Genomic DNA, 21,784 nt, shown 5'->3' with positions numbered 1-21,784 from the left:
CTTCAGCTCCTTACATGCTTGCAACTTTTTTATTGGCATCGACTGGAGGCTGAAAACCGCCTTCTTCAACGAGCTTTTGTTTATCCCAGATGCGGAAGAAAGGATAATAGATGGTAAAAGCTAAGGCAAAGTTTATTAATTGCAGGACAGCACCTGACATTTTTCCTCCTGCTGCCAAATATCCCCCGATAATCGGAGGCATTGTCCATGGAACCGCAATGCCTGCCGGTTTTGCGACCAGCCCTGTACTCATGCCAATATAGGTGGTTAAGACCATTACAAGCGGTGTAAGTACAAACGGAACGATCAAAATAGGGTTCATCACAATTGGCATTCCAAATACGACAGGTTCGTTAATATTGAATAGTCCCGGCCCGATAGCTAAACGGCCTAATTGCTTCATTTGCTTGCTTCGTGCCCTCAAAATCATCGCAAGCACCAATGCTAACGTTGCGCCGCTTCCTCCTATATATACAAAGATATCGAAAAATTGCTGTGTGAATATATTCGGCAAAGTTTCGCCCCCCTGGAACGCAAGGCGGTTGGCATCCATTGCTGAGAGCCAAATTGGCCCCATTACTCCTCCAACAATGGAAGCTCCATGTAATCCACAGGACCATAACAGCTGTACAAGAAATACTGCAACCAGGCTGCCAATCAAACTTCCGCCCAGAATGCCAAGTGGTTTTCCAAGCACTTCGCCAATGATATTATGCAAGCTCTGAAAATCCGTCTGCTCTACTAGCAGGCGAAGAACCCAAATGACCGTGATAACAATAAAACCTGGAATGAGTGCAACGAATGATTTGCTGACAGCAGGCGGTACGCCATCAGGCATTTTTATAATGATATTTTTTTGGATGATAAATCGGTATATTTCCGTTGAGAGCATGGCAATAAGCATCGCTACAAAAAGTCCCTTGCTTCCCATTAAAGCGGCCGGGATCGCTCCTCCTACAAGTACTGCTTCTGATGCTCCGTCTGGCGTAAAGGAGACCTGGTACGGTGTTGCCAAAAGAAATGCCGCAACAGAAATTGCACCTGCAGACAGCGCATCCACTCCATATTTTTCAGCAAGGCGGTAAGCTATGCCAAAGGCGGCAATCAAGGCCATAATATCGAAGGTCGCACCCACTGGATACATCAGCTTTGTCAGCCATTGATCACCGAATGTATTTGCCATGAAGTCGTCATAGCCGGGAATAGGCAAGAAACCAAGAATCAGGAATAATGAACCGACAATAATCAGCGGCATCGTCAGGATAATTCCATCACGGAGTGCCTGAAGATGGCGCTGGCCCGCTACCCTGCCTGCCACAGGCATCACCTTATTTTCAAGGAAATCATTCATTTTGCTCATTAAACTCACTCCCCCTATTTATTTACTAATTTTTCTGCAAAGCTTAATACTTCGGTCCCATTGCATGTGCCATAGTGAACGATATTAATTACGTCAACCGGGATCTTTTTTTCTTCACCCAGCTTCTTCAATTGAGGAAGCATAAAACGCACTTGAGGGCCTAGAAGCAGCACATCCGCCCTGTCAATATGGTGGTGCACCGCATCACTTGAAACAGCCCAAATGGTATATTCTTTATCTTGTTCTCTTGCACTTTTCTCCATCTTTGTAACTAATAGACTTGTAGACATCCCGGCTGAACAGCACAGCAATATGTTCACTTTATCACCCCTCTTTTAAGTGGAATCTCCTTGCTCGTACCTTAATATTAAAATGAAAACGCTTCCATTAACACATACACTTTTTCCGTTGAGCAACGGAAATTTTTTATTAGACAATTCTGACTATTTTATTTTTCCTTCAGCTGAAGTAATTTTTTTAAACTTTATCTTCTTCGTCATTTCGTTTGTTTACAAACTTAAAAACACTATGCCAAGTTGACTGGCATGGTGGAACGGCATTTATTTTTTTTTGCTTAGAAAAACAGAGATAAACTCTTTATAGGTTTTACATTTCAATAAATGATGTACCAGAGTGCTGTCCTCTACCACTTCTATCAGGAGCTTGTACATATTGACCAAGTCTTCTTTACTGTTTTTTCTTACACATAGCAAACAAACAAATTGAACCCGCTTATCATCCCAGTCGACAGGTTTCTGAAGTGTGCATATAGCCCAGAATGTTTCATCCGTTCGCGGCATAATCGGATGAGGTATGGCAACCAGGTTTCCAAAGCAAGTTGGAGAAACTTCCTCCCTTTCCAAAACAGCAGGCAAGAAGTGTTCATCAGTCAAACCTAGATCTGTTAATTCACGTGCCAGAAACTTTAAAACTTCTTCCTTTGTTTCAAATTCCTTCTGCAGGAAAACCAGCTCTTTTCTTGTATAAGCGAAAGACTGTCCGGTATAATCATCCAGTACTCTTTCAATCTTTAATAAATCTGTTCCCCCAAGTATGGTGTTCACCTGAATGACCGGGACTGGAAGCTCAGAGGCAATGGGAACTGTACTGACAATAAAATCGATCGTATCCAGCGGGATTTCATTTATTTTATAATATTCTGTTGTTCCTGCCAGCTCCAGCCTGGAACCAAATTGGGACTCCAGCTTGTGGTATAAAAGCCGGGCACTGCCGACTCCTGAAGCACAGACAATCAGACAGCGTTTGACTGAATGGTTTGCTTTGACTCTCTCCATCGCCGCACCAAAGTGAAGAGCCAGATAGGCGACCTCGCTTTCACCAATTTGGTATCCATATTCTTCTTTGATACAAATTCCAGCCAGGACGCCTGCCTGAAAGGCTACCGGATAGTTAGCTTTTATCGCATCCAGCATCGGGTTCCGGATATTCATGCCGAATCGGAACCGATTTAATGCGGGCTTAAGATGCAAACACATGCTAACAAACAATTCTTTATCATTTTTAATGCCCAGCTTTAGCTTTTGTTCAATCATACTCAGGATTTTTTTTGCCAGATTAAAGACTTCCTCATCAACAAGACTGCGTATTTCTGTTTCATTCAAATGAAAATGAGCAATCATTCTGATCCCCATTAAATGAATGGCTATATAGGCAATTTCCGACTCTGGAAACTCTACGAAAAGATGTTTATTTATTTCCTGGACTATTTCAGAAGCTACTATATACTCCTTTTGGTTTATGATTTCATGCATGTCTTTCGGGAATATCATTACATATTTTTCACATCGTATTCTGCAGCAGGCAATGGCAATATGAGTGATCAAATTATTCAGGCCCATGTCGGAAAGTGATATACCGCTTACCCGCACTTGATCAAGAATAATTTTACGGATCAGCTGGACTTCTTCTTTTGGAAGAATGGACATGCGGCTTTCAAATAGGTCAAGGACCGTTTTTTCCCGATTGTAAATATACTGGGACATGCAAAAGCGAAGTTTAACTTCATCTCCCTTTAACTTGAGACCATAATTCGGCCGCTTCTCAACTGTAATAGCATACTGCTGTAAAATCCTTTTGGCCTCTCTTAAATCATTTTGAATGGAAGATTTGCTGATGAATAATTCTTCAGCCAGGTCATCCAGTTTCACATATTTATCAGCAAAAAGAAGCCGCTTGATCAGAAACTGGACACGATCTTCCGGAAGGTTCGGTATATGCCCGCTTTTTAATGAATCTTCTCCTGCAACTTGAGCCAGCAAATTTTGAAATTTGGCATCATCCCCAACAGTCAATTTATATCCAGTTCCGCGGACCGATTTAATTTCAGCGCCATTTTCAGCAAGCAGCATATTTAACTCTTTTATGGAATTCCTGATTGTACGGGAAGTAACCTGTATGATATTTGCCAAGTACTCGCTTGTGATTACATCATCTGTTTCTATTAAAGCTTTTAGAATACTGCTCATTCGGGTATTCAGCATTCTAATCTTCCCCCCACCAACAGTATTTTTTATCTATTTTGTAATTCTTTAGAACTATTGTTATAAGTAAACATCTGGAAGTTATTTTCCAGGATCCAAATACTTGTCATTAAAAATGCTTAGTTATCTAAATTATCAGAAATATGTTAAGTTAATACCATTTTAATAGAAAAAAGTTTAATTTGGGCACTTTCACAAAAAAAATTGGGGTAAATAGACCATTAACCCATCACCCGGCAAAATAAATAGGGAGCTGCTCAGAGCAGTCTCCCTATAAGTGCTATCAATCAAAAAAATTTTAGTATTATGGCAAAAATGGCGCAAAATACACCAATAAATCCTGTTGCTTATTATAAGCAAAATATGTACACGGCTGCTGCCCAATTGGTGATGGAAAAATAACTTTCCCGCAAAGTGGGCAATTGCCTTTTAGTCTAAATTGATGTTTTACTCCTACTGGGAAAGGATGGCTATCATTGCCAAGCAGGAAAACAAAAGCCTTGCCATCCACTTCAAAATTGATGTCAAATCCCTTAAAACCAGATGATCTTGTGATATTGTAATTTGCTATTTCAAACTCCACTTATCTCATCCGCCCCCCTGAAGAAGTACTTTTACCCATAACTTCCAGAAACGTTCGTTTCTAAGGGATTTTCAGTCCGGAAGTACAGTTATAAATCATTCAGGATTAATAATATGCTCTAACCTCAACTGTACACGTTCAGCAATCAGATAGTACTTTGAATAGTGGACAGGTAAATCCTGTTCACCATAAATCACTTTATCCACCAGGACAAGTAAATTGAAATTATTCACTTTTAAGTGTGTTTGCAATTCTTCGTCTGGATAGACAAATTCCAGGTTTTTACGGACTCTTTTAAACTTAACAGCATACTCATCATGAATAATAGCAAAAGTAGAACTTTCGGGCGTTATTTTTTCTTCGATGCCTGGATAAAGATCCACAGGCAAATAGGCATAATCTACGCTTAGCGCCTGGTCATTGCGGTAGACCTTTCGCACAAGTTCAATATACTCTTTATATCGGCTGTTAAAAATCTTGTCTAAATCCGGATTGCTTTTGATTTTTTGGATGGAAATGATATCTTTCGTTATCGTGTCATTTTCGGTTGTTAATCCTTCGGTAAAACCCTGCAGGTCCAATAAATGAATTTCTTTTCTTGGGGCACTTACAAAAGTGCCCTTGCCTCTGACAATTGTAAGAGTACCCTCGTCAACTAATTCCTTGATGGCGCGCCTGATAGATATGCGGCTGGCTTTGAATAAATCTCCCAATTCTTTCTCGGTGGGAATTCGATCTCCCTCTTTTAGTCCATTGCTTTTAATATAGTGCATGAGTCCGGTCATGATCTCTTCGTATAAATAAAGCTGATCTCGATTTAGATTGTCTTTTTCCATTGTCAACGCCTCAATATCTCAATTTTACAATAATTATACATGAATCCGCCCGGAAATAAAAAGAATCACATGTTTGCGGGATACCCAAATCCCCCATATTCCTGGCATGTCTTTTCAGCAGAAAGGGTTCCTTTCTCAAGCGCCTTTTCTACATCGCCGCTCTTAACATATTCAGTCAGAAACCCTGCAATCAAGCTGTCTCCTGCCCCCATTGTATCAACAACATTAATTTTCCTCAGTTTCTGCTTATAGATATTCTCTTGATGGACGAATACAGCCGGCTCCCCTCCCCTCGTCAGACCTATAATCTCAAAACCGAAAGGGGCAAGTTCTGCAATAAATCCATGAAGTTCTGCTTCAGATAATTCTGCAGCTGAAAAAAAGGCATAAGTGATAGATGGGGCTATTGATGAAATATATTCCAGGTCTTTCCGGTTTGAAAAATCATACGAAACTTTAATCTCTTTAGCGATCTTGGCCAGTTCGCTTTCCATCGACGAATAGCAGCTGACATGGCAAACATCAAATTGCTTGATATAATCAATTTCCTCCGGAATCAGCTGAATTTTAAACCGGTGCTGGACAGTGTCTTTAGGTCCTCCCACAAACACCCGGTCATTGTCCTCCGTCAGCGCGACTTTGGGCTGCCCAGTAATCCCAACAGCATCCCGGGAAAACTGAAAGTCGACACCCTCTTTTTGCAGTGCAGTTTTGATATGTTCTGCAGGTCCATCTGTAGCAAAAATTCCAATATAGCCGACACGGCTTGCACCGTTCCTCTTGGCATTTACAGCGACATTCACACAATTGCCGCCAGGAAAATATTCGTTCCGGTCCAAATAGCAGTCTACAACATTGTCACCAACAGCCATTAATTTCATCGTCATTATCCTTTCACCGAGCCTTCTGCAAGGCCTCGCACTAAATATTTTTGGAGGGCAATCAATAATAGAACCATTGGGACTGATGCAATGACCATTCCTGATAACAGGACACCCCAATCCGTTCGCAATGCATCCCGGAAGACCATCAGCCCTGATGGTATCGTTTTCAGTTCGCTGGAATTAATAAATACTGTTGCAAATAAGAACTCGTTCCAAGCATAAAAGGCGTTAATAATAACAGAAGTTATCACAATCGGAATGGACAGCGGCAAGTATATCCGCCAATAGATCCCAAACTCACTGCAGCCATCGATCAAGGCGGATTCTGACAGCTCATGAGGTACGGTGATGAAAAAAGCGCGGATCAGTATAATGGTTAGGGGCAGTCGATAAGCGACATACGTCAGGATTAAAGCCCACCTTGTATCAATTAGATTAAATAGTGATAAAATCTCAAATAAAGGAATGAGAGCCACCTGTGGATTCATCATTAAACCGCCAATGATAAATAGAAGAGATGCATCTATCCAGCCGCTGCGGTATCTGGCCAGAACAAATGCTGCCATGGTACCTGTCATAACTGTAAGCAGGATGGAAAAGCCAGTAACATAAGCACTGTTCAGAAAGTAATTTTGGATCCCTTTTTCCCATGCTAATGCATAATTTTCAAAATGCCATTCACTGGGAAGCGCCCAAACATTTGAATAAATCTCCTTATAGCTTTTAAATGAAGAGATCACCATCCAAAAAAGCGGGTAGAGGATCATGATGGCGAAAATGAGTAATCCCAGGAAAACTAAATTTCTGGAAAGCCGCGTTTTACGAGTCAGCTGCCTTCTTTTTACGGCCGGGAAAGTTAACTCTTGCGTTTGAAGATTTTCTGTTTTCATCATCAATCTTCCTTTCCTGTTTTAGACACTTTAATCTGGACTAAGGCAAAGATGGCCGACAGCAGAAACATGGTTGTGGCGATTGAAGAAGCATAGCCCATATTGTCTTTGAAGAATCCATTCTGATACATATGAACAGCCAATGTCATTGAGCTGTTGCCGGGACCCCCATTGGTCAGGATATAGGGCTCATTAAAGACCAGGATGGAACCAGTAACTGTGATCAGCAAATTGACAAACATCGTTTCCTTCACTTGAGGAAGAGTGATATGAAAAAACTGGCGTATTTTTCCTGCACCATCTATATGGGATGCCTCATACAATTCATTAGGGATTTTTTGAATGGCAACAATGAAAAGCATTGTAATTAGACCGATACTCTGCCATTGGGACATGGCAATAACACTGTAGATTGCGGTTGTCGAATTTCCAAGCCATGGTTTTGCAAGATCCCCGAGTCCAATTAACTCCAGGAAGCTGTTTAACAATCCAATTTGCGGATTATATACAAAGCCAAACAAAAGGGCGATAACAGAGATGGAAATCATCACAGGGATAAAGTAGATGATTCTGAGGGCTGGAGCGACTCTGCGAAACAACTTATCTTCCAGAATACTTGCCAGGATCAAAGCAAAAAATATTTGAAAAACCACAGAAATAACTCCGTATTTCACATTGTTCCATAGTGCGATCCCGATTACTTCATCTTCAAATAATTTCTTTATATTACTCATGCCAACAAAGGATTTTGAATCTGAAAATACACTGAAATCAAAGAAGCTGTTATAAAAGTTCTGAATGAGTGGTATGTAGATGAAAATGCCCAGAAATAGGACGGTCGGCAAGAGGAATAGGATTGGCGTCAAAGAAATTTTTCTCAATTTCATACTTATCACCCGCTTTCCTGATAATCAGAAAGCCCCGACACCCGAATGTCAGGGCCCTCCCTTTTACTCGCTCTTTTTCGCTGCTTCTTTTTGAACCTCTTTCATAATATCTTCCGGTTTTTTTTGTTTCGTAGCCAGCTCCTGGCCGCCGCGCATAAAGATGTCGGCAATCGTAATATCAACCGCATTGTCAAACCATGGTGATGTAGATGCTGCATCTAACACTATTTGATAGGCTTCATAGCTGGTAGGACTTGTGTTTTCCTCCGTCACGCCATTCTTTACAGCATTAAGCTGGCCATCTGCTTTCGTAAATTCCTGGGCCGTTTCTTCAGAAGTCAGGAATTTCAGGAATTCAACCGCTTCTTTAGGAGCATCCTTGCTAAGCATCCAGCCTTCAGGCGCACCCGTCAGCGAATCAGCACGTCCTGCCCCATCCGTAACTTCCGGGAAGTTGAAAAATCCAATGTCTACATCGCCAATGTCCTGAACCAATCCTACTTCAGCAAATTGCATATACAAAATTGGCACTTCTCCAGCAGCAAACATATTTCTGGCAGCTTCATGGTCAATTGCGGTGGACACATCTCCCATAAAACCAGTCAGCTCCTGGAATATTTCTAACCCGCGGATATATCCTTCATCTGTGTATGGTGTATCACTTTCCAGATTATAGTCTGCCTCCCGCACTTCAGGATCTACTACTCTATCAAAAATGGTACCCAAGTAGTGTGAGATAGCCCAGGCATTCGTCAGCCCTTCGACAACAGGCGTTTCATAACCCGCAGACTTTAATTGCTCTAAAACATCGACCAGTTCATCGTATGTTTTTGGAACCTTAATATTATTTTTCTCAAAGATCTCCTTATTGTAGAAGAAGGCTTTTCCATCTACTGTGAAAGGAATGCCGTATGTGCTGTCATCAAAAGTAAATCCGGCATATTGTGACTCAAGAATACTGCCGCTCCACTCTGTGTTTTCATTCATGATGTCATTAAGTTCCTTAATCCGGCCGGAACTTACCAGATTTTCAGCGAAAGAGTCTGACCAGGAGGAGAAAATTTCTGGAAGGCCATCATTGGATACTAAAACCCGTATCTTTTCTTTATAAGAATCATTCAAGACAGAATCTACATTAATTGTGACGCCAGGATGCGATTCCTCAAATTCTTTGATTTTTTGATCATAGAATGATTTTCTTGGTTCATTTGGCCAGCGGTGGAAGAAATCAATAACTACATCATCGCCATTCGATTTTGAGCCTGAGTCAACAGATGAGTTACACCCAGCCATAATACCGGCCGCGATAATGCCGACTAAAAGAATGCTGAACATTTTTTTCATATGATCGCCCTCATTGATATAGTTATTTTTAAAGATTTTACACCAATTCCAATAGAATTAATACTCCATTTTCCACATGTATCGTCTTACTGAAAGAGGATGTCCTGTATGTTCTGCCAGGCCATCAGCATAAAGCCTCATGACAGGTCCTGTTAAGGCCGGTCCAAAGTACTCTTTCAAATCTTCATCCACTCCGCTGTAATTAAACTTAGAAGCATCTACTACTTCTACTTTCTCACTGTACTTTGCTACGAAATCCAGTGCCCGCTCATCTAATGGCCTGCTTGGGCCCTCACCTGCAATCAAGAGGAATGGCACATCAAAGTCTGTAATTTCAAATGGGCCATGGAAATACTCTCCTGAATGAATAGCATTTGAATGGATCCATAGCATTTCCATCAGCAGGCAGCTGGTGAAGGAATAGGCATGGTGGATATAAGCGCCGCTTGCCATCGTATAGATGGTCTTCTCCCTCTTATTGCGTTTGCCGAATTCAAAAGCGGCTTCTCTAAACAGCTGCTGGTTCTTCTCGATCAAATCTCCCAGATTGCTTAACTGTTCAATTCCTCTCTCATACTTTTCGTCACCAGTAAAAATCTTTAACAGCTTGAAAATGAATGTGTAATAGATTCCTATTTCACCGTCAATGGCATCTGATCCGTCTTTGTAATTGTAGTGAAGGACATATTCTGCTTCTTTGCAGAGCGGAGATTCAACATCCATAGAAATGGCTACAGTAAGAGCTCCTTTACTCCTGGCATATGTAGCTGCTTTAACTGTTTCTGGCGTAGTCCCTGAATGGGAGCGCAGGATAACCAGGCTGTTTTCATTTAGTGCTTTGGGATTTAAATGGACGAATTCATTAGAGGTATAAACAAAGCTCGGTTTCCCCGTATCTTTTGTGATGAAATAATCTCCAAAAGATAGAGATGCCATCGATCCGCCGCATGCTACGAAAAACACATTCTGTACATTTTTGTTCTCAATGGCTTCAATGGCCATCTGGATTTGATTAGTATGCTCCTGTTTCATTACTCCCCCCTCCTTACTATTGTTTTTGATTGGCGATTTAGAAACTGATTGTGTCATACTAGCACCTCCGGTTTTTTATGATGTCCTATAACATCATATTGATAATTATAGTACGTCATATGATGTTATACGTCAACAGTATATTTGAAATTTTCTGTATATTTTAATATGCAAATTCCGACAAGCTTTATATTATATTGTAGGATTTTTATTGATTCTGTCATTGATTGAAAAAAAGATGCCTGCCTCTTCCCTTTTGTCTTAGTCGACAAAACGGGAAGCGGCAGACACCACGTCATGAGGTTCTATATAGCTATTCTTCTAATAGCTTATCCATGAATTCATATGCTTCTTCACATTCAATTGAATCACCATCATATTTCCCAACTCTTGTGCCTCTGGAAAAATACCCTGATTTTCCGTTCCGGCTGGGACATTCATCAAGTGTCTCTAACATTCTGTTCCTATATTCCTCTTCAGTTTCCTGTTCCCAGAAGAAATAATAGTATATTTTTGTACCTAGCCCGATTAAAGCCAGGAAAACCAGCATCAAGACGAGATTTTTTTGCATCCTTCAAACCCTTCTCTGCGCATTTCTAGAGATGTCATTTCTTTTTCATCCGTCGAAAATTTTCCTCTGGATTCATCTCAGTAAATTTCACGTGATGACTGCTGAGCTCCACCGGAAAAAAACAAGACCTCAACATCAGTTGAAGTCTCAGCCTGTTTAGGTGCTGCTGATGAAATGAACCTGTACTCCCCAGTCACTTTGTTTCATATGCTTAAATCTTTTACTCTATCGTCCCCTCAAACCCATCAAGCAGCGTTCGCACATCTTCCGTAGTATCCGTATTCATCAATTGATTCCTTAATTCGCCCGCTCCACGGAAACCTTTCACATAAATCTTGAAAAAGCGGTGAAGAGCCCTGAACGGACGTGCTTCCAGTTCTTTCGAATATTTATCATGAAGATCCAGGTGCAATCTCAAGAGATCAAGCAGTTCTTTAGGAGTATGATCTTTCGGCTCTTTTTCAAAGGCAAATGGATTTTTAAAAATACCGCGGCCAATCATCACACCATCGACTCCATATTGATCAACCAGCTGCTGGCCTGCTTGGCGATCAAGGATATCTCCGTTGATGGTTAAAAGGGTATCAGGTGCCACACGGTCACGAAGCTTCTTGATTTCCGGGATCAGTTCCCAGTGAGCATCCACTTCACTCATTTCCTTCCTGGTACGAAGATGGATCGAAAGATTAGCGATATCCTGTTCCAGAATGTGTGTGAGCCAGTCCTGCCACTCATCCACCTCTGTGTAGCCAAGCCTTGTTTTCACACTGACAGGCAATCCGCCCGCTTTTGCTGCCTGCACGATATCTGCAGCCACATCAGGACGGAGGATCAGGCCGCTTCCCTTTCCTCTCTGAGCCACATTTGGGACAGGACATCCCATATTGATATCGATGCCGCGGAACCCCTGCTCCGCCACACCAATACTCGTCTGCCGGAAAAACTCAGGCTTGTCTCCCCATATATGGGCAACCATCGGCTGCTCATCTTCGGTAAAAGTCAACCGCCCGCGGACACTTTGGTTTCCCTCCGGGTGGCAATAGCTTTCCGTATTCGTAAACTCGGTAAAAAACACATCAGGCCGAGCGGCTTCGCTCACGACATGGCGAAACACAACATCCGTCACATCTTCCATTGGTGCTAGTATAAAAAATGGCCGTGGCAATTCACGCCAGAAATTATTAGTCATGCTGATATTCAAATCCTTTCATTATGGGATATTCTATCATACTTTCATCCCAGAACTTAGGCAAAAGTTTTTGCTCCATATACACTTATAGCATGGATGGGCAAGGTATATCAAACTAAAGTAAATTTTGAATATTACATTTTTGTATGTGTCCATTTAAACTTCAAATTTTTTATCCTCATATAATTACTTTATAATTTTTTAAGAAAAAATTTAATTTATAGAGAATCTGTTGGTGACAAAAGTTAAGGACCCTAGCACCTAACTATTCTGTAACCCTTTTAAATAGTAACGGAAAAGACTATTCTTCATCAAAATAGCTAAAATCTATTTTTTTTATTGTAAATTTTTCTTTTATATTGACTCCAATATCATAGTCAATCATTAATTTTGCTAGAGTCTCACCGTCAATAAGGACTATTTTTTTTGTCTGTAATCTTTCTACATATTCTAAAGCTCCCTTAGTAAAATAAGAAGTTGTAATAAATACACCTTTGGTCGCTCCCATATCGTCTAACGCACCAGAAAAACTTTGCACTAATTCTCTCCCAATGGAATTATCCCAGCGTTTAGCTTGCAAATAAATGTTTTCTAATCCTAATTTGTCTTCCTTAATTATTCCATCTATACCACCATCGTTAGTCTTCCCAGTTATCCGACCGTCTCCATAACCCATTGCCATCAGTAATTCGACAATTATATACTCCAACTTCTTCCAGTGAGCTTTCTTAACCTTTTGAATTAGATTCGTGGCCAAATCCGTTCTAAGCTCAATAAATTTTTCCTCCATAACCTCAAACGGATCAATAACTTCCTCCATATCTTTAATTTCTTCCTGAATCTCGGATATAGTATCATTGAGCAAGGACAGACCACTAGATGTAATTTGATATGTAGATTGACTGACTTCTTCTATGTAATTCGATTTTTTCAAACTATAACGAACCTGTCTTATTCTCGTTATAAAAACCGAGTCTTTACTGTTTTCGTATGATCGATTTCTTTGTTCATCGGATAGATTAAAATGCTTTGTTAATTCATCCGTTATGTAGCTAGAAGTAAAAGCTTTTCCCGTACTAATTACTTTCAAGAATGGAATCATTATCTCCCTTGATAATGGTATGTCGCTAGGATTAGTATTTGTATTTTTAATGATTTCACTAACTTCTGAAATGTCATTTGGAAGCCCTTTTTCTTTAATTACCTCAAAAATTTCTTTTTGGGTGAGACCACTTTCGCTTAGCTGTTTTATTATCTTTAAAGCATATACAGATTTCTCATTATATGAAATTTTATTCCCTATCTTTGTATAAGGAATATAATCATGAAAGAAATCAATCCAGCGTCTTCCACCACTTTCTGACCACCCAACCGCTTCTGACAGCTTTGTCTTTGTAATGAACCCCACCATTTTACCCCCTAAATTCTTCCTATTTATTATCATAACAGAAAATTTCTCGAGAAACATTTAACTAATAAAAAAGATTGCTGTATAACTGTTTGATTTACAAAGCAATAAGGCGCTTTCCCTCTAATATAAAAGCAAATGACCCCGTATAAAAAGCCACACAATCTTATTTCTTGGCGCCAATCATACGTTTAATTGGCGATATCATTTGGGAATTGCACTCGAGTTAAAGCGCATGAGTGGTTCAGATAAAACAAGAAAATAGGAGATTAGCCCCTCCAAACCGGCCAATCCCCTTATAAATGCCTTTTTTAAAGCGCCTCATCATCAACCGTATCCAAATAAGCCTCAATCTCACCAATCACCGACTTCACACACCCATCTTCAAACGGAGAAATCAAGTTCGCTTCTTTGACAAGGCCTGTGAATGACTGGCTTCCGCCCTGCTTGCATAAGTGCAGGTAATCCTTCCAGGCTTCTTCGGTATTTTCCTGCGTACGCTTCCAGAATTGCAGCGCGCAGATTTGTGCCAGTGTGTAATCAATATAATAGAAAGGAACTTTGTAAATATGTCCCTGCTGCTGCCAGTAGCCGCCATTTTCCAAGAAGTCATTTCCTTCATAATCGCGATGCGGCAGGTACATCTTCTCGATTTCCCTCCAGGCCTGCTTGCGTTCAGCTGGGGTTGCTTCCGGGTTAGCATAGACAAAATGCTGGAATTCATCGACTGCTACACCATAAGGAATAAACAGAACCGCTTCACTTAAATGAGAGAACTTGTATTTATCCGTATCTTCCCCGAAGAAGAGGTCCATCCATGGCCAGGCAAAGAATTCCATGCTCATGGAGTGGATTTCACATGCTTCCAGCGTAGGGAACCCGTACTCAGGCACTTCAAATCCACGGCTTTCAAATACCTGGAAAGCATGCCCCACTTCATGCTTTAATACACGAACATCGCCTTTGGTTCCGTTAAAGTTCGCGAAAATGTATGGTGACTTATGCTGGCTGATATAGGTGCAGTATCCGCCGCCAGCTTTACCAGCTTTGCTTAACAGGTCCATCAGGTTGTTTTCCACCATATAAGTGTAAAACTCGTTCGTTTCCGGGGACATTTCCTCGTACATTTTCTTCGCCTGATCGACAATCCACTCCGCATCTCCCTTAGGATCAGGATTTCCTGTCTTAAAGCTGAAGCTGTCATCGTAATACCTGAATGTTCCGACGCCGATACGTTCCTGCTGCCTTTGTTTGAGTTTGGTGGCTAATGGAACGATATACTCTTTCACCTGGTCACGGAACTTTGCTACCATTTCAGCATCATAATCCGTTCGTGAAAGCCTGGCATAAGCTAACTCTGTAAAAGAAGAGAATCCCAGCTTCTTGGCAATACGGGTACGCACTTTTACAAGCTTGTCGTATAAATCATCCAACTGATCGGCATGCTCAACAAAAAAGCTGTACTTCGCTTCATTGGATTCCTTCCTGATGCTGCGGTCAGGTGATTGGTGGTAAGGAACTAACTGAGCGAGATTTTTTACCTCCCCATCAAATGGGATCTTCGCAGAAGCAAGCAAATCAACATACTCACTAACCAGCTTGTTTTCTTCCTGCATCTCCTTCAGCACATCAGGTGAAAAAGTCTTTAACTGGCTGTCCGCCAATAGGAATAACTGTTTCCCCCACTTATCCTCCAGCTGAGAGCGGAATTTAGAAGCAGTAAGGGCCTCATAAAATTTTGTGATCAGACCCTTATAGGCTGGTCCCACTTCATTGAAAAAATCCTTTTCTTTCTTATAATACTCATCTGTCGTATCAATCGTCTGACGGATCTGCACAATCTGCCTCATGCTGTCAAACTCAGAACGCAGCTCATTGATTTCTTTCATTACGGCGTCCTGGACTTCAAAGGACTCCGCAGATTGGAACTTCTCTAATAATTGATTAAAATTTCTTTCTGCCTCTTCCATATTAGGTCTTGTGTATGGGTAGTCATTAAAATTCATCAAAGATCCTCCTTATGCAGTAAAAATATCATACGTACATATTTCGGCAGAATGAGACAAATTCCTTTTAGTTTTGAAGAAAAATTTCGTTTTTCGAAATATAATATCGCTGCTGTTGTTCCAAACCATCAAGAATGGCTAAGGAAGCGCATTTAAGCCATCTTCAGAAGAAATGCGTACTTTTGCCATTATTATTTTTTGCCTCTTCTAACCTTCACCGAGCAGAAGTTCTCCAGTATAAACATAATCAGCTGTACCTTCTTAATTCTTCTCAGACTCCTTAAGCTGAAACAACAATTACCTTAGCGGATTTGTTTGTTGAGCCAAGGGACCTGACCCCTTGGCTCTTTTTAACATGATTCATAAATAAGAGAATACGATAGAAATGAGCACAAAGAAAAGCGAAATAGGAATTGGGGGATTGTATGATCCAGATATCAGGGGTATCTTTTCAAATTCAAGAAAATGGCCAGCTTGGAAGTGTTGAGAAGACGATCCTGCAGCAGATGCAGTCTGCACCAGTTTTGTATTCTTATAATTCCGAGTATGAATTACTTTTTGAGCTTACAGTGCGCAAGAACATTATTCAAAGCGCGAAAGAAATGGACAAAAGTCAGGCTGTGTTTACAAGCTTTGAATATGCCCGCTGCAATCCCAGGTACTGGCAATTAACAAGAGCAGGCGGATTTCTTTTAAGGCCTGATGTGCGGCCGGCTGATGCAATTATAGATATTTTTCGAAACGGTTCATTTTATGCATTTGAATGCGCGACAGCTATTCCAATCATCTATTACCATGCCATATTGAATAGTATCGACAGCGAAAGGTTTAATTCACTGTTTCAAAATCTTTATCTTTACAGCTGGCATACAGATACAGACCTGGGCATCATCACCTTTTACTCTGATCATTTTATACCTGGAGACGTCCTGTACGTAAATAATCCTGACTTTGATCGAAAAACACCACATTTCAGGGGTGTTAATGCTGTGCTCCTTGAGGATGGCAGGCTGTTTGGACACGGATTTAATATTAGAACATCAGAAGAAATGATTCGGCTCCTTAATGAGACGAGAAAACCGGACAGTCAGCAATCAGCATATATAACAAAATTGGTGACCAGGCCTTCTTTCAAGTATTTATTAAGAGCGGCAGGCTGGCAAAGGAACAGTGCAGCATACAAACCCCAGCGTCCAATCGTGCACCATAACAAAAGCTCCATTTCATATGTACACTATCTCTATTATTCGATCTAATAACCGGTCAGATCAAATCACCCGGACATTCGCCCATTTTTTTATAGACGGGCTCCAAACTCACCTTCGAGAGTACTATATAGAGAAATTCATTACTCGAGGGAGGTATGATACATGTATTCAAATCTTAACGCACCGCCGACTCTTAGTGCAAATGTTCCTCCAAACGTTGCTCCTAATGCCGCTCCAATGCCTGCCTATACATCCCCAGCATATGATTATGGAGCTCCATATCCTGCATATAGCTACAGCTGCCCTAGTCACCGGAACGATTTTTTCTTAATTGTAGTTCTGTTTATTTTACTTATCATTGTGGGGGCAGGCTTTTACTGCGATAAAAAATGCTAACTTCAGTGCTTATTGCAAAGAATAAGTGAAAATAATGATCAACCTAGGGACTTGGGGAACTCCTCAAGCCTTATTTTTATATAAGAAAAACATTAAACTCATATTCTATTAGGCGTTCATCGTTCTTCCTATCAAAATAACAAAATAAATCGCCATTGCCTGCGTCTGAAAGATTATCAAATGGCATATAAATATCTCTATAATCTTTAAAATTTCTATAAAATAGATTGTCCTTAATCATTTGGGAAGCTGGACAAACCAAAGGACAATTCCAGTTGTCAAACACACCATTTGTTTCATTAAATAAGGCTGTTAATTCTTCTGGTAATTCAACATTTAATTCTTATTGAATTTGAGCAATCTCAAACTTTGTTGCAGGGTCTTTAAAATGATATTCCTTAGAAATGGAATTGACAAATTCTTTCCACATTACAATCCCCCTAATTTTGGATGAATATGTTTATATTCTTTTTCTATTTATAAAAATCCTTCTATCACTATCCTCCCTCAACAAAAGAACCTGCCCCTTTAGCTCAATAACCCGCGTACATTACTAGCAAAATAAATAGATAATCAACAATTCTTTTCCTCAAACTAATAGGTGTCTTTCTTATGGGAGGATTTATAGATCACCTTCTCTAATATAATAAACATCTATTTTGGCAGAAATAAAATCCCCGTTTTCCTGCCTCTTGCTTATAAGAAATATATCCTTCACTTAAGTACAAACACCCTTATTAAATTCAACGTGCAATATACAGGCTCTTCAAATATATTTTCTAATGATGAGCAGCCGCTTTTTCTAAATTTAGAAATGGATAAAAAGAGTCATCGCGGACAGACTAAACCGGAAATCAAGAGAGTTATTGAGCAGAATCAATTAAAGATTTTAGGTGAGGATAAAATACATGTTTTGGACAAAAAGACTAAGAAAAATCCGGCATGAAACAAAAGGCGGCAACATGCTGCTTCAAAAAAGAGATCATTTATCGATTGAAACTCTTAAGGACCTGATTTCCAATATGGATGATGGAGAGCTGATAGAACACAGAATCAATAGAGACCGGAAAGTTACAATTATTTATATCAGTACATTGATAGACCAGGAAAGATTAAATGAATCCATCATACAGCCAATCAAAAATTGTCCAGAAGAAATGATACATACCTGCCTTTTTACAGCAAAGGCTGATTCCGTTACAGGACTAGATGAAGCCCAGAAGCTATTGATGCAGGGCCATGTTCTTCTTCATGACACTGTGGGTAACTGGTTGGCCGTTCCACTTGAAAATCCTTTAGGGAGCAATGTTGAACAATCGGAATCAGAAACCATTTTATACGGCCCTAAAGACAGCTTTACGGAGCAGATTGACCAGAATGTCACCCTGCTTAGAAGAAGGCTTCCTCTCACAGAACTCAAAACGGAGAATTTTTCCGCCGGATATCTTACTAAAGTTAAGGTAGTAATGATGTATATAGAGGGAATAGCCAATCCGGATATAATTGATATAGCTCGTGAAAAAATTTCAAAAGTAAATTTTGATATCATTCTTGAACAGTCAGAATTAGCTGCATTTATGGAGGATCATATCCATTCCGTTTTTCCTCAATTTCAGCAGACAGACCGGCCGGATCAATGTGCCTATTCTCTCGGACTGGGCAAAATTGTGATTCTAGTAGCCAATACACCCTTTGCTTTAGTTGCACCGATAACATTTTTTAATCTTTTTCAATCGCCTGAAGACTATATTCACCGATGGTTAGTCGCCAGCTTTCTGCGATGCATCCGCTATATCAGCTACGTGGTGTCCCTTTTATTAATTCCTCTATATGTAGCTTTAACCACCTATCATTATCAGGTAATCCCGCTTCAGATTCTGTTTGTTTTATTAGAATCAAGAAGTAAATTGCCTTTTAGCCCCTTCTGGGAAGGGTTGTTAATGCTGCTGGTGCTGGAGATCATTAAGGAAGCCAGTTTAAGGATGCCTAATAAAACCAGCACAACTCTAGGGACAATCGCAGGTATAGTGATCGGCCAGGCAGCTGTTGAAGCTGGTTTTGTAAGCAAGGTATTAATTGTTTTGGTAGGAGTAGCTGCAGTTGCTTCTTTCTTGGTTCCCAATTATCTGCTGAGCAAGACAAACACATTGATTCAATTTGGATTCCTAATTTTAGCCTCCTTGCTCGGCATTCCGGGAATTGTTTTAGGTTTGATTTTCATGCTCGCACACCTTAATGGGCTCACAAGCTTGAAGCAGCCATATTTGGCTCCGGTTGCACCACTCTATTGGAGGGATTGGAAGGATTTCATCATTCGGGCTCCTATTACATGGATGAAAAAGCGGCCCAAACATGTGCATCCTCTCTTTAAGTGGAGATATAAACAAGGAGATGACAAGTAAATGGGGGCAATCAAATTATTTGATAAGACAGCTGAATTGGGAAATGGTTATATAATTACATTTGTCCATCAATCCCACATTCTCTATTTTGTTTTATTGTTACCAAAGTTACTGCAGCATTCGTATTTATTATTCGGAATTTTGGCCATAGGGATTCTGTCTCAACTTAACCTGTTTGTCTTATCTAAAAGCCTAGCTTATATGGACCCACAGCAAGGTTATGAAGGATTCGCCAAACTTTTAGGCGAAAGAATACTAAGGATAATCGCGTTTACAGGGATTGCTGTCATTTTAATCAAGTTATGTTTTATCGTTCTTGGATACGTTGAAATTGTTCATTTATTTATTTTTCCAGCTATACGGCGGCCGTGGCTGATCCTTTTTATTATGCTGGCATGCACCTATATTGCCAGTCAAGGGATGGAAAAAACACTCCGCTTCGGTATAATTGCTTTTTTTTGTACATTTTGGATAATTATTCTTTATATACCGAATTTCCTTCCTCCTATAGCAGATATTCATGATTTATACCCTTTGATTCCAGTTGATTTGGCTCATCATCCTTGGAAAGGGACCTTAATGGTCTGGTCCTCTTTATCAGGCCCGGAATATTTAATTCTATTGCTGCCATGGATCAATGCGAAAGAGAAGACACTGAAATATTTATCCATCGCCAATTTACTTTCAATATTACAATATACGGTAATTTTTATCGCCTGCCTGTTTTTTTTCGGATCGCCGTACTTGGGGAAAATCAGTTTTCCAGTTGTTAATATGGTTGAATACCTTCAGTCACCTATTTTTGAAAGAGTAGAAATCATCATGATTTCTCTGCAAATGTTCCAATATGTTTTCTTTGCCTCCTTCTTTCTCCTTTGCTTATACGGCGCTATTCGAATTTCTGCAGGAACCCAGTATAAGGAGACTGCCCGCAGAAGTTTATATGCAGTCAGCTTATTTGTCCTGGGATGTCTATTCATAATAGATCAGCTCTTTTGGAGAGAAGGAAAGGAACTTAACGGCTGGACAAACCTGCAATTATGGACTGGATCCATTACCTACATACTCGTTCCAACTCTCCTCTTTGCAGCCAATAAAAGGAAGAGGAGGCGTTCCCGCCTATGAAGGCACCCATAATTTTTTTAACTCTAATATACCTTTTATCGGGTTGTTCTTTTACAGATCAGAAGAATACAGTCGAGGAAATTGCACCTGTTACCTTTTTGGCAGTTGAAGAAGGGGAAGATAAAGAGAGGATAACTGTCTCTACACTGGTTCCTCCTGCCATGAACGAAGAAAGACAATTCTTTTCCGCTGATGTCAAAATGTTAGAGCAGGCTAGAAAAGAATTTAATATGAAGTATTACCGGGAGATTAGGCTGGGACAGCTGAGAATGCTGTTCATAGATGAAAAAATTGCAAGAAATGAAATTGTACCCTTGGTAGACATGCTCTTAACCGATCCGGAAGTTTCGCACCGTGTTTTCCTTGTAGTTATGAGAGGTGATATCGAAGCGTTTGTGAAAAATCAAATGAAAAAGCAGAAAGATCTGGATTACTACCTTTACAGGAAGCTCAAGCATTACGAAAAGGATAATGAAGGAGAAATTACTATTACTAATATCCATGAATTTATGGAAAAGTCCTACACTCCTTTTTCAGATCCCTTTATACCGGTTTTTAATATGGATAAAGAAGGCTTTAGTTATGAGGGAACTGGATTTTTCAGCAATGGAAAGCTTAAAGGGCAGACGGATAAGGAACAAGACCAATTTTTTCAGCTTCTTAGCCATCCTAAATTTCTTAAAAACATGGTCATCGATCCTTTGGATGTCTCTCTGGGGGAAGTCCGTTCAAAGGTTGAAACACGAGTAAATCTGATGGACCATACTGTTACCTTAAAAATTTATTATCGGGCAAAAATTGATGAATACCGAGGCGCGAAAACCCTGGACAGTCAAGCTAGCCTTTATCAATTAAATGACGAGATTGAGCATTATATGGAGGAGGGAAATGTTTCATTGCTTAAAAAATTCCAAGAATTAAAAGTAGATCCCCTTGAAATTGGCCGGCAGGCGACATCACCTTTTGCAAAGCCAATGTCAGAAAAAGATTGGCGCAAGTTCTGGGCGAATGCAAACATTAAAGTTGAGTGCCACCTGAAACTTGAACCACTATCCATCTAAGAGAATATGTTCAAAAAGAGGATTGTTGCATAAAATAAAAGCCGGATTCTCTATGATAAAGTCTTCGGCTTCGCTGGTACCCTGTCTAAGATACCTAAGAA

Annotated in this window: 19 protein-coding genes; 5 read left to right on the top strand and 14 right to left on the bottom strand. The window is 40.2% G+C overall.

The window, feature by feature from the left end; all coding sequences use genetic code 11:
• Positions 1 to 10: 10 nt before the first annotated feature.
• The 14 genes from celB to N288_RS09770 all read right to left on the bottom strand — a co-directional run bounded on the left by celB (position 11) and on the right by N288_RS09770 (position 15,491).
• Complete coding sequence (gene celB / locus N288_RS09830; RefSeq protein ID WP_009790987.1) at positions 11 to 1,360, bottom strand: PTS cellobiose transporter subunit IIC; 1,350 nt, start codon at positions 1,358 to 1,360, stop codon at positions 11 to 13.
• A gap of 14 nt (positions 1,361 to 1,374) precedes the next feature.
• The gene (locus N288_RS09825) at positions 1,375 to 1,680 is read right to left on the bottom strand and encodes a PTS sugar transporter subunit IIB (protein ID WP_022543755.1); all 306 of its coding nucleotides are present in this window, start codon (positions 1,678 to 1,680) and stop codon (positions 1,375 to 1,377) included.
• A 240-nt stretch (positions 1,681 to 1,920) separates the two neighbouring features.
• Complete coding sequence (locus N288_RS09820; RefSeq protein WP_009790985.1) at positions 1,921 to 3,861, bottom strand: BglG family transcription antiterminator; 1,941 nt, start codon at positions 3,859 to 3,861, stop codon at positions 1,921 to 1,923.
• A gap of 304 nt (positions 3,862 to 4,165) precedes the next feature.
• A complete protein-coding gene (locus N288_RS25100; RefSeq protein WP_156917004.1) occupies positions 4,166 to 4,444 on the bottom strand; it encodes a hypothetical protein in 279 nt (92 codons plus the stop codon).
• Positions 4,445 to 4,539: 95 nt separating this feature from the next.
• Entirely contained in the window at positions 4,540 to 5,280 is a 741-nt protein-coding gene (locus N288_RS09815; RefSeq protein ID WP_009790982.1) for a GntR family transcriptional regulator, read from the bottom strand.
• Between the two features lie 65 nt (positions 5,281 to 5,345).
• On the bottom strand, positions 5,346 to 6,167 hold the full coding sequence (locus N288_RS09810) for a PfkB family carbohydrate kinase (RefSeq protein ID WP_009790981.1): 822 nt from the start codon (positions 6,165 to 6,167) through the stop codon (positions 5,346 to 5,348).
• Positions 6,167 to 7,057: a carbohydrate ABC transporter permease gene (locus tag N288_RS09805; RefSeq protein ID WP_009790980.1), complete on the bottom strand. Its 891-nt coding sequence runs from the start codon at positions 7,055 to 7,057 to the stop codon at positions 6,167 to 6,169. Before N288_RS09805 ends, N288_RS09810 begins: the two co-directional genes overlap by 1 nt.
• Positions 7,057 to 7,941: a carbohydrate ABC transporter permease gene (locus N288_RS09800; protein ID WP_009790979.1), complete on the bottom strand. Its 885-nt coding sequence runs from the start codon at positions 7,939 to 7,941 to the stop codon at positions 7,057 to 7,059. Before N288_RS09800 ends, N288_RS09805 begins: the two co-directional genes overlap by 1 nt.
• Positions 7,942 to 8,004: 63 nt before the next feature.
• Positions 8,005 to 9,285: an ABC transporter substrate-binding protein gene (locus N288_RS09795; protein WP_009790978.1), complete on the bottom strand. Its 1,281-nt coding sequence runs from the start codon at positions 9,283 to 9,285 to the stop codon at positions 8,005 to 8,007.
• 57 nt (positions 9,286 to 9,342) lie between these two features.
• The gene (locus tag N288_RS09790) at positions 9,343 to 10,317 is read right to left on the bottom strand and encodes an SIS domain-containing protein (protein WP_009790977.1); all 975 of its coding nucleotides are present in this window, start codon (positions 10,315 to 10,317) and stop codon (positions 9,343 to 9,345) included.
• Between the two features lie 313 nt (positions 10,318 to 10,630).
• Positions 10,631 to 10,888: a hypothetical protein gene (locus N288_RS09785; protein WP_009790976.1), complete on the bottom strand. Its 258-nt coding sequence runs from the start codon at positions 10,886 to 10,888 to the stop codon at positions 10,631 to 10,633.
• A gap of 220 nt (positions 10,889 to 11,108) precedes the next feature.
• Positions 11,109 to 12,077, bottom strand: coding sequence for a tRNA dihydrouridine synthase (locus N288_RS09780; RefSeq protein WP_035400989.1), 969 nt, complete (start codon positions 12,075 to 12,077; stop codon positions 11,109 to 11,111).
• A gap of 301 nt (positions 12,078 to 12,378) precedes the next feature.
• On the bottom strand, positions 12,379 to 13,488 hold the full coding sequence (locus tag N288_RS09775; protein ID WP_022543753.1) for a restriction endonuclease: 1,110 nt from the start codon (positions 13,486 to 13,488) through the stop codon (positions 12,379 to 12,381).
• Between the two features lie 308 nt (positions 13,489 to 13,796).
• Positions 13,797 to 15,491 (bottom strand): M3 family oligoendopeptidase, encoded by a 1,695-nt coding sequence (locus N288_RS09770; RefSeq protein ID WP_009790973.1) that lies wholly within the window; start codon positions 15,489 to 15,491, stop codon positions 13,797 to 13,799.
• Positions 15,492 to 15,916: 425 nt separating this feature from the next.
• On the opposite strand from N288_RS09770, the gene N288_RS09765 reads away from it, so the two are divergent.
• From N288_RS09765 to N288_RS09745, 5 genes are all read left to right on the top strand, one after another.
• Complete coding sequence (locus N288_RS09765; RefSeq protein ID WP_009790972.1) at positions 15,917 to 16,747, top strand: protein-glutamine gamma-glutamyltransferase; 831 nt, start codon at positions 15,917 to 15,919, stop codon at positions 16,745 to 16,747.
• Positions 16,748 to 16,936: 189 nt separating this feature from the next.
• Positions 16,937 to 17,095, top strand: a complete 159-nt coding sequence (locus N288_RS25640) for a YjcZ family sporulation protein (protein ID WP_156917049.1) — start codon at positions 16,937 to 16,939, stop codon at positions 17,093 to 17,095.
• 908 nt (positions 17,096 to 18,003) lie between these two features.
• Positions 18,004 to 19,497: a spore germination protein gene (locus tag N288_RS09755; RefSeq protein ID WP_009790968.1), complete on the top strand. Its 1,494-nt coding sequence runs from the start codon at positions 18,004 to 18,006 to the stop codon at positions 19,495 to 19,497.
• A complete protein-coding gene (locus N288_RS09750; protein WP_009790967.1) occupies positions 19,498 to 20,622 on the top strand; it encodes a GerAB/ArcD/ProY family transporter in 1,125 nt (374 codons plus the stop codon).
• The gene (locus tag N288_RS09745) at positions 20,619 to 21,683 is read left to right on the top strand and encodes a Ger(x)C family spore germination protein (RefSeq protein WP_009790966.1); all 1,065 of its coding nucleotides are present in this window, start codon (positions 20,619 to 20,621) and stop codon (positions 21,681 to 21,683) included. The genes N288_RS09750 and N288_RS09745 overlap by 4 nt, the downstream gene beginning before the upstream one ends.
• Positions 21,684 to 21,784: the final 101 nt, after the last annotated feature.

Origin of the sequence: Bacillus infantis NRRL B-14911, from assembly GCF_000473245.1 — a bacterium.
GTDB lineage: Bacteria > Bacillota > Bacilli > Bacillales > Cytobacillaceae > Bacillus_AB > Bacillus_AB infantis.
This window is presented reverse-complemented; position numbering and strand designations above follow the sequence as displayed.

Coding starts and splice junctions, on each gene's coding strand:
- N288_RS09770 (WP_009790973.1), bottom strand. CDS start 15,491: ATGAATTTTAATGACTACCCATACACAAGACCTAATATGGAAGAGGCA.
- N288_RS09765 (WP_009790972.1), top strand. CDS start 15,917: ATGATCCAGATATCAGGGGTATCTTTTCAAATTCAAGAAAATGGCCAG.
- N288_RS09790 (WP_009790977.1), bottom strand. CDS start 10,317: ATGAAACAGGAGCATACTAATCAAATCCAGATGGCCATTGAAGCCATT.
- N288_RS09795 (WP_009790978.1), bottom strand. CDS start 9,285: ATGAAAAAAATGTTCAGCATTCTTTTAGTCGGCATTATCGCGGCCGGT.
- N288_RS09815 (WP_009790982.1), bottom strand. CDS start 5,280: ATGGAAAAAGACAATCTAAATCGAGATCAGCTTTATTTATACGAAGAG.
- N288_RS09780 (WP_035400989.1), bottom strand. CDS start 12,077: ATGACTAATAATTTCTGGCGTGAATTGCCACGGCCATTTTTTATACTA.
- N288_RS09820 (WP_009790985.1), bottom strand. CDS start 3,861: ATGCTGAATACCCGAATGAGCAGTATTCTAAAAGCTTTAATAGAAACA.
- N288_RS09750 (WP_009790967.1), top strand. CDS start 19,498: ATGGGGGCAATCAAATTATTTGATAAGACAGCTGAATTGGGAAATGGT.
- N288_RS09755 (WP_009790968.1), top strand. CDS start 18,004: ATGTTTTGGACAAAAAGACTAAGAAAAATCCGGCATGAAACAAAAGGC.
- celB (WP_009790987.1), bottom strand. CDS start 1,360: ATGAGCAAAATGAATGATTTCCTTGAAAATAAGGTGATGCCTGTGGCA.
- N288_RS09775 (WP_022543753.1), bottom strand. CDS start 13,488: ATGGTGGGGTTCATTACAAAGACAAAGCTGTCAGAAGCGGTTGGGTGG.
- N288_RS09745 (WP_009790966.1), top strand. CDS start 20,619: ATGAAGGCACCCATAATTTTTTTAACTCTAATATACCTTTTATCGGGT.
- N288_RS09785 (WP_009790976.1), bottom strand. CDS start 10,888: ATGCAAAAAAATCTCGTCTTGATGCTGGTTTTCCTGGCTTTAATCGGG.
- N288_RS09800 (WP_009790979.1), bottom strand. CDS start 7,941: ATGAAATTGAGAAAAATTTCTTTGACGCCAATCCTATTCCTCTTGCCG.
- N288_RS09810 (WP_009790981.1), bottom strand. CDS start 6,167: ATGACGATGAAATTAATGGCTGTTGGTGACAATGTTGTAGACTGCTAT.
- N288_RS25640 (WP_156917049.1), top strand. CDS start 16,937: ATGCCTGCCTATACATCCCCAGCATATGATTATGGAGCTCCATATCCT.
- N288_RS09805 (WP_009790980.1), bottom strand. CDS start 7,057: ATGATGAAAACAGAAAATCTTCAAACGCAAGAGTTAACTTTCCCGGCC.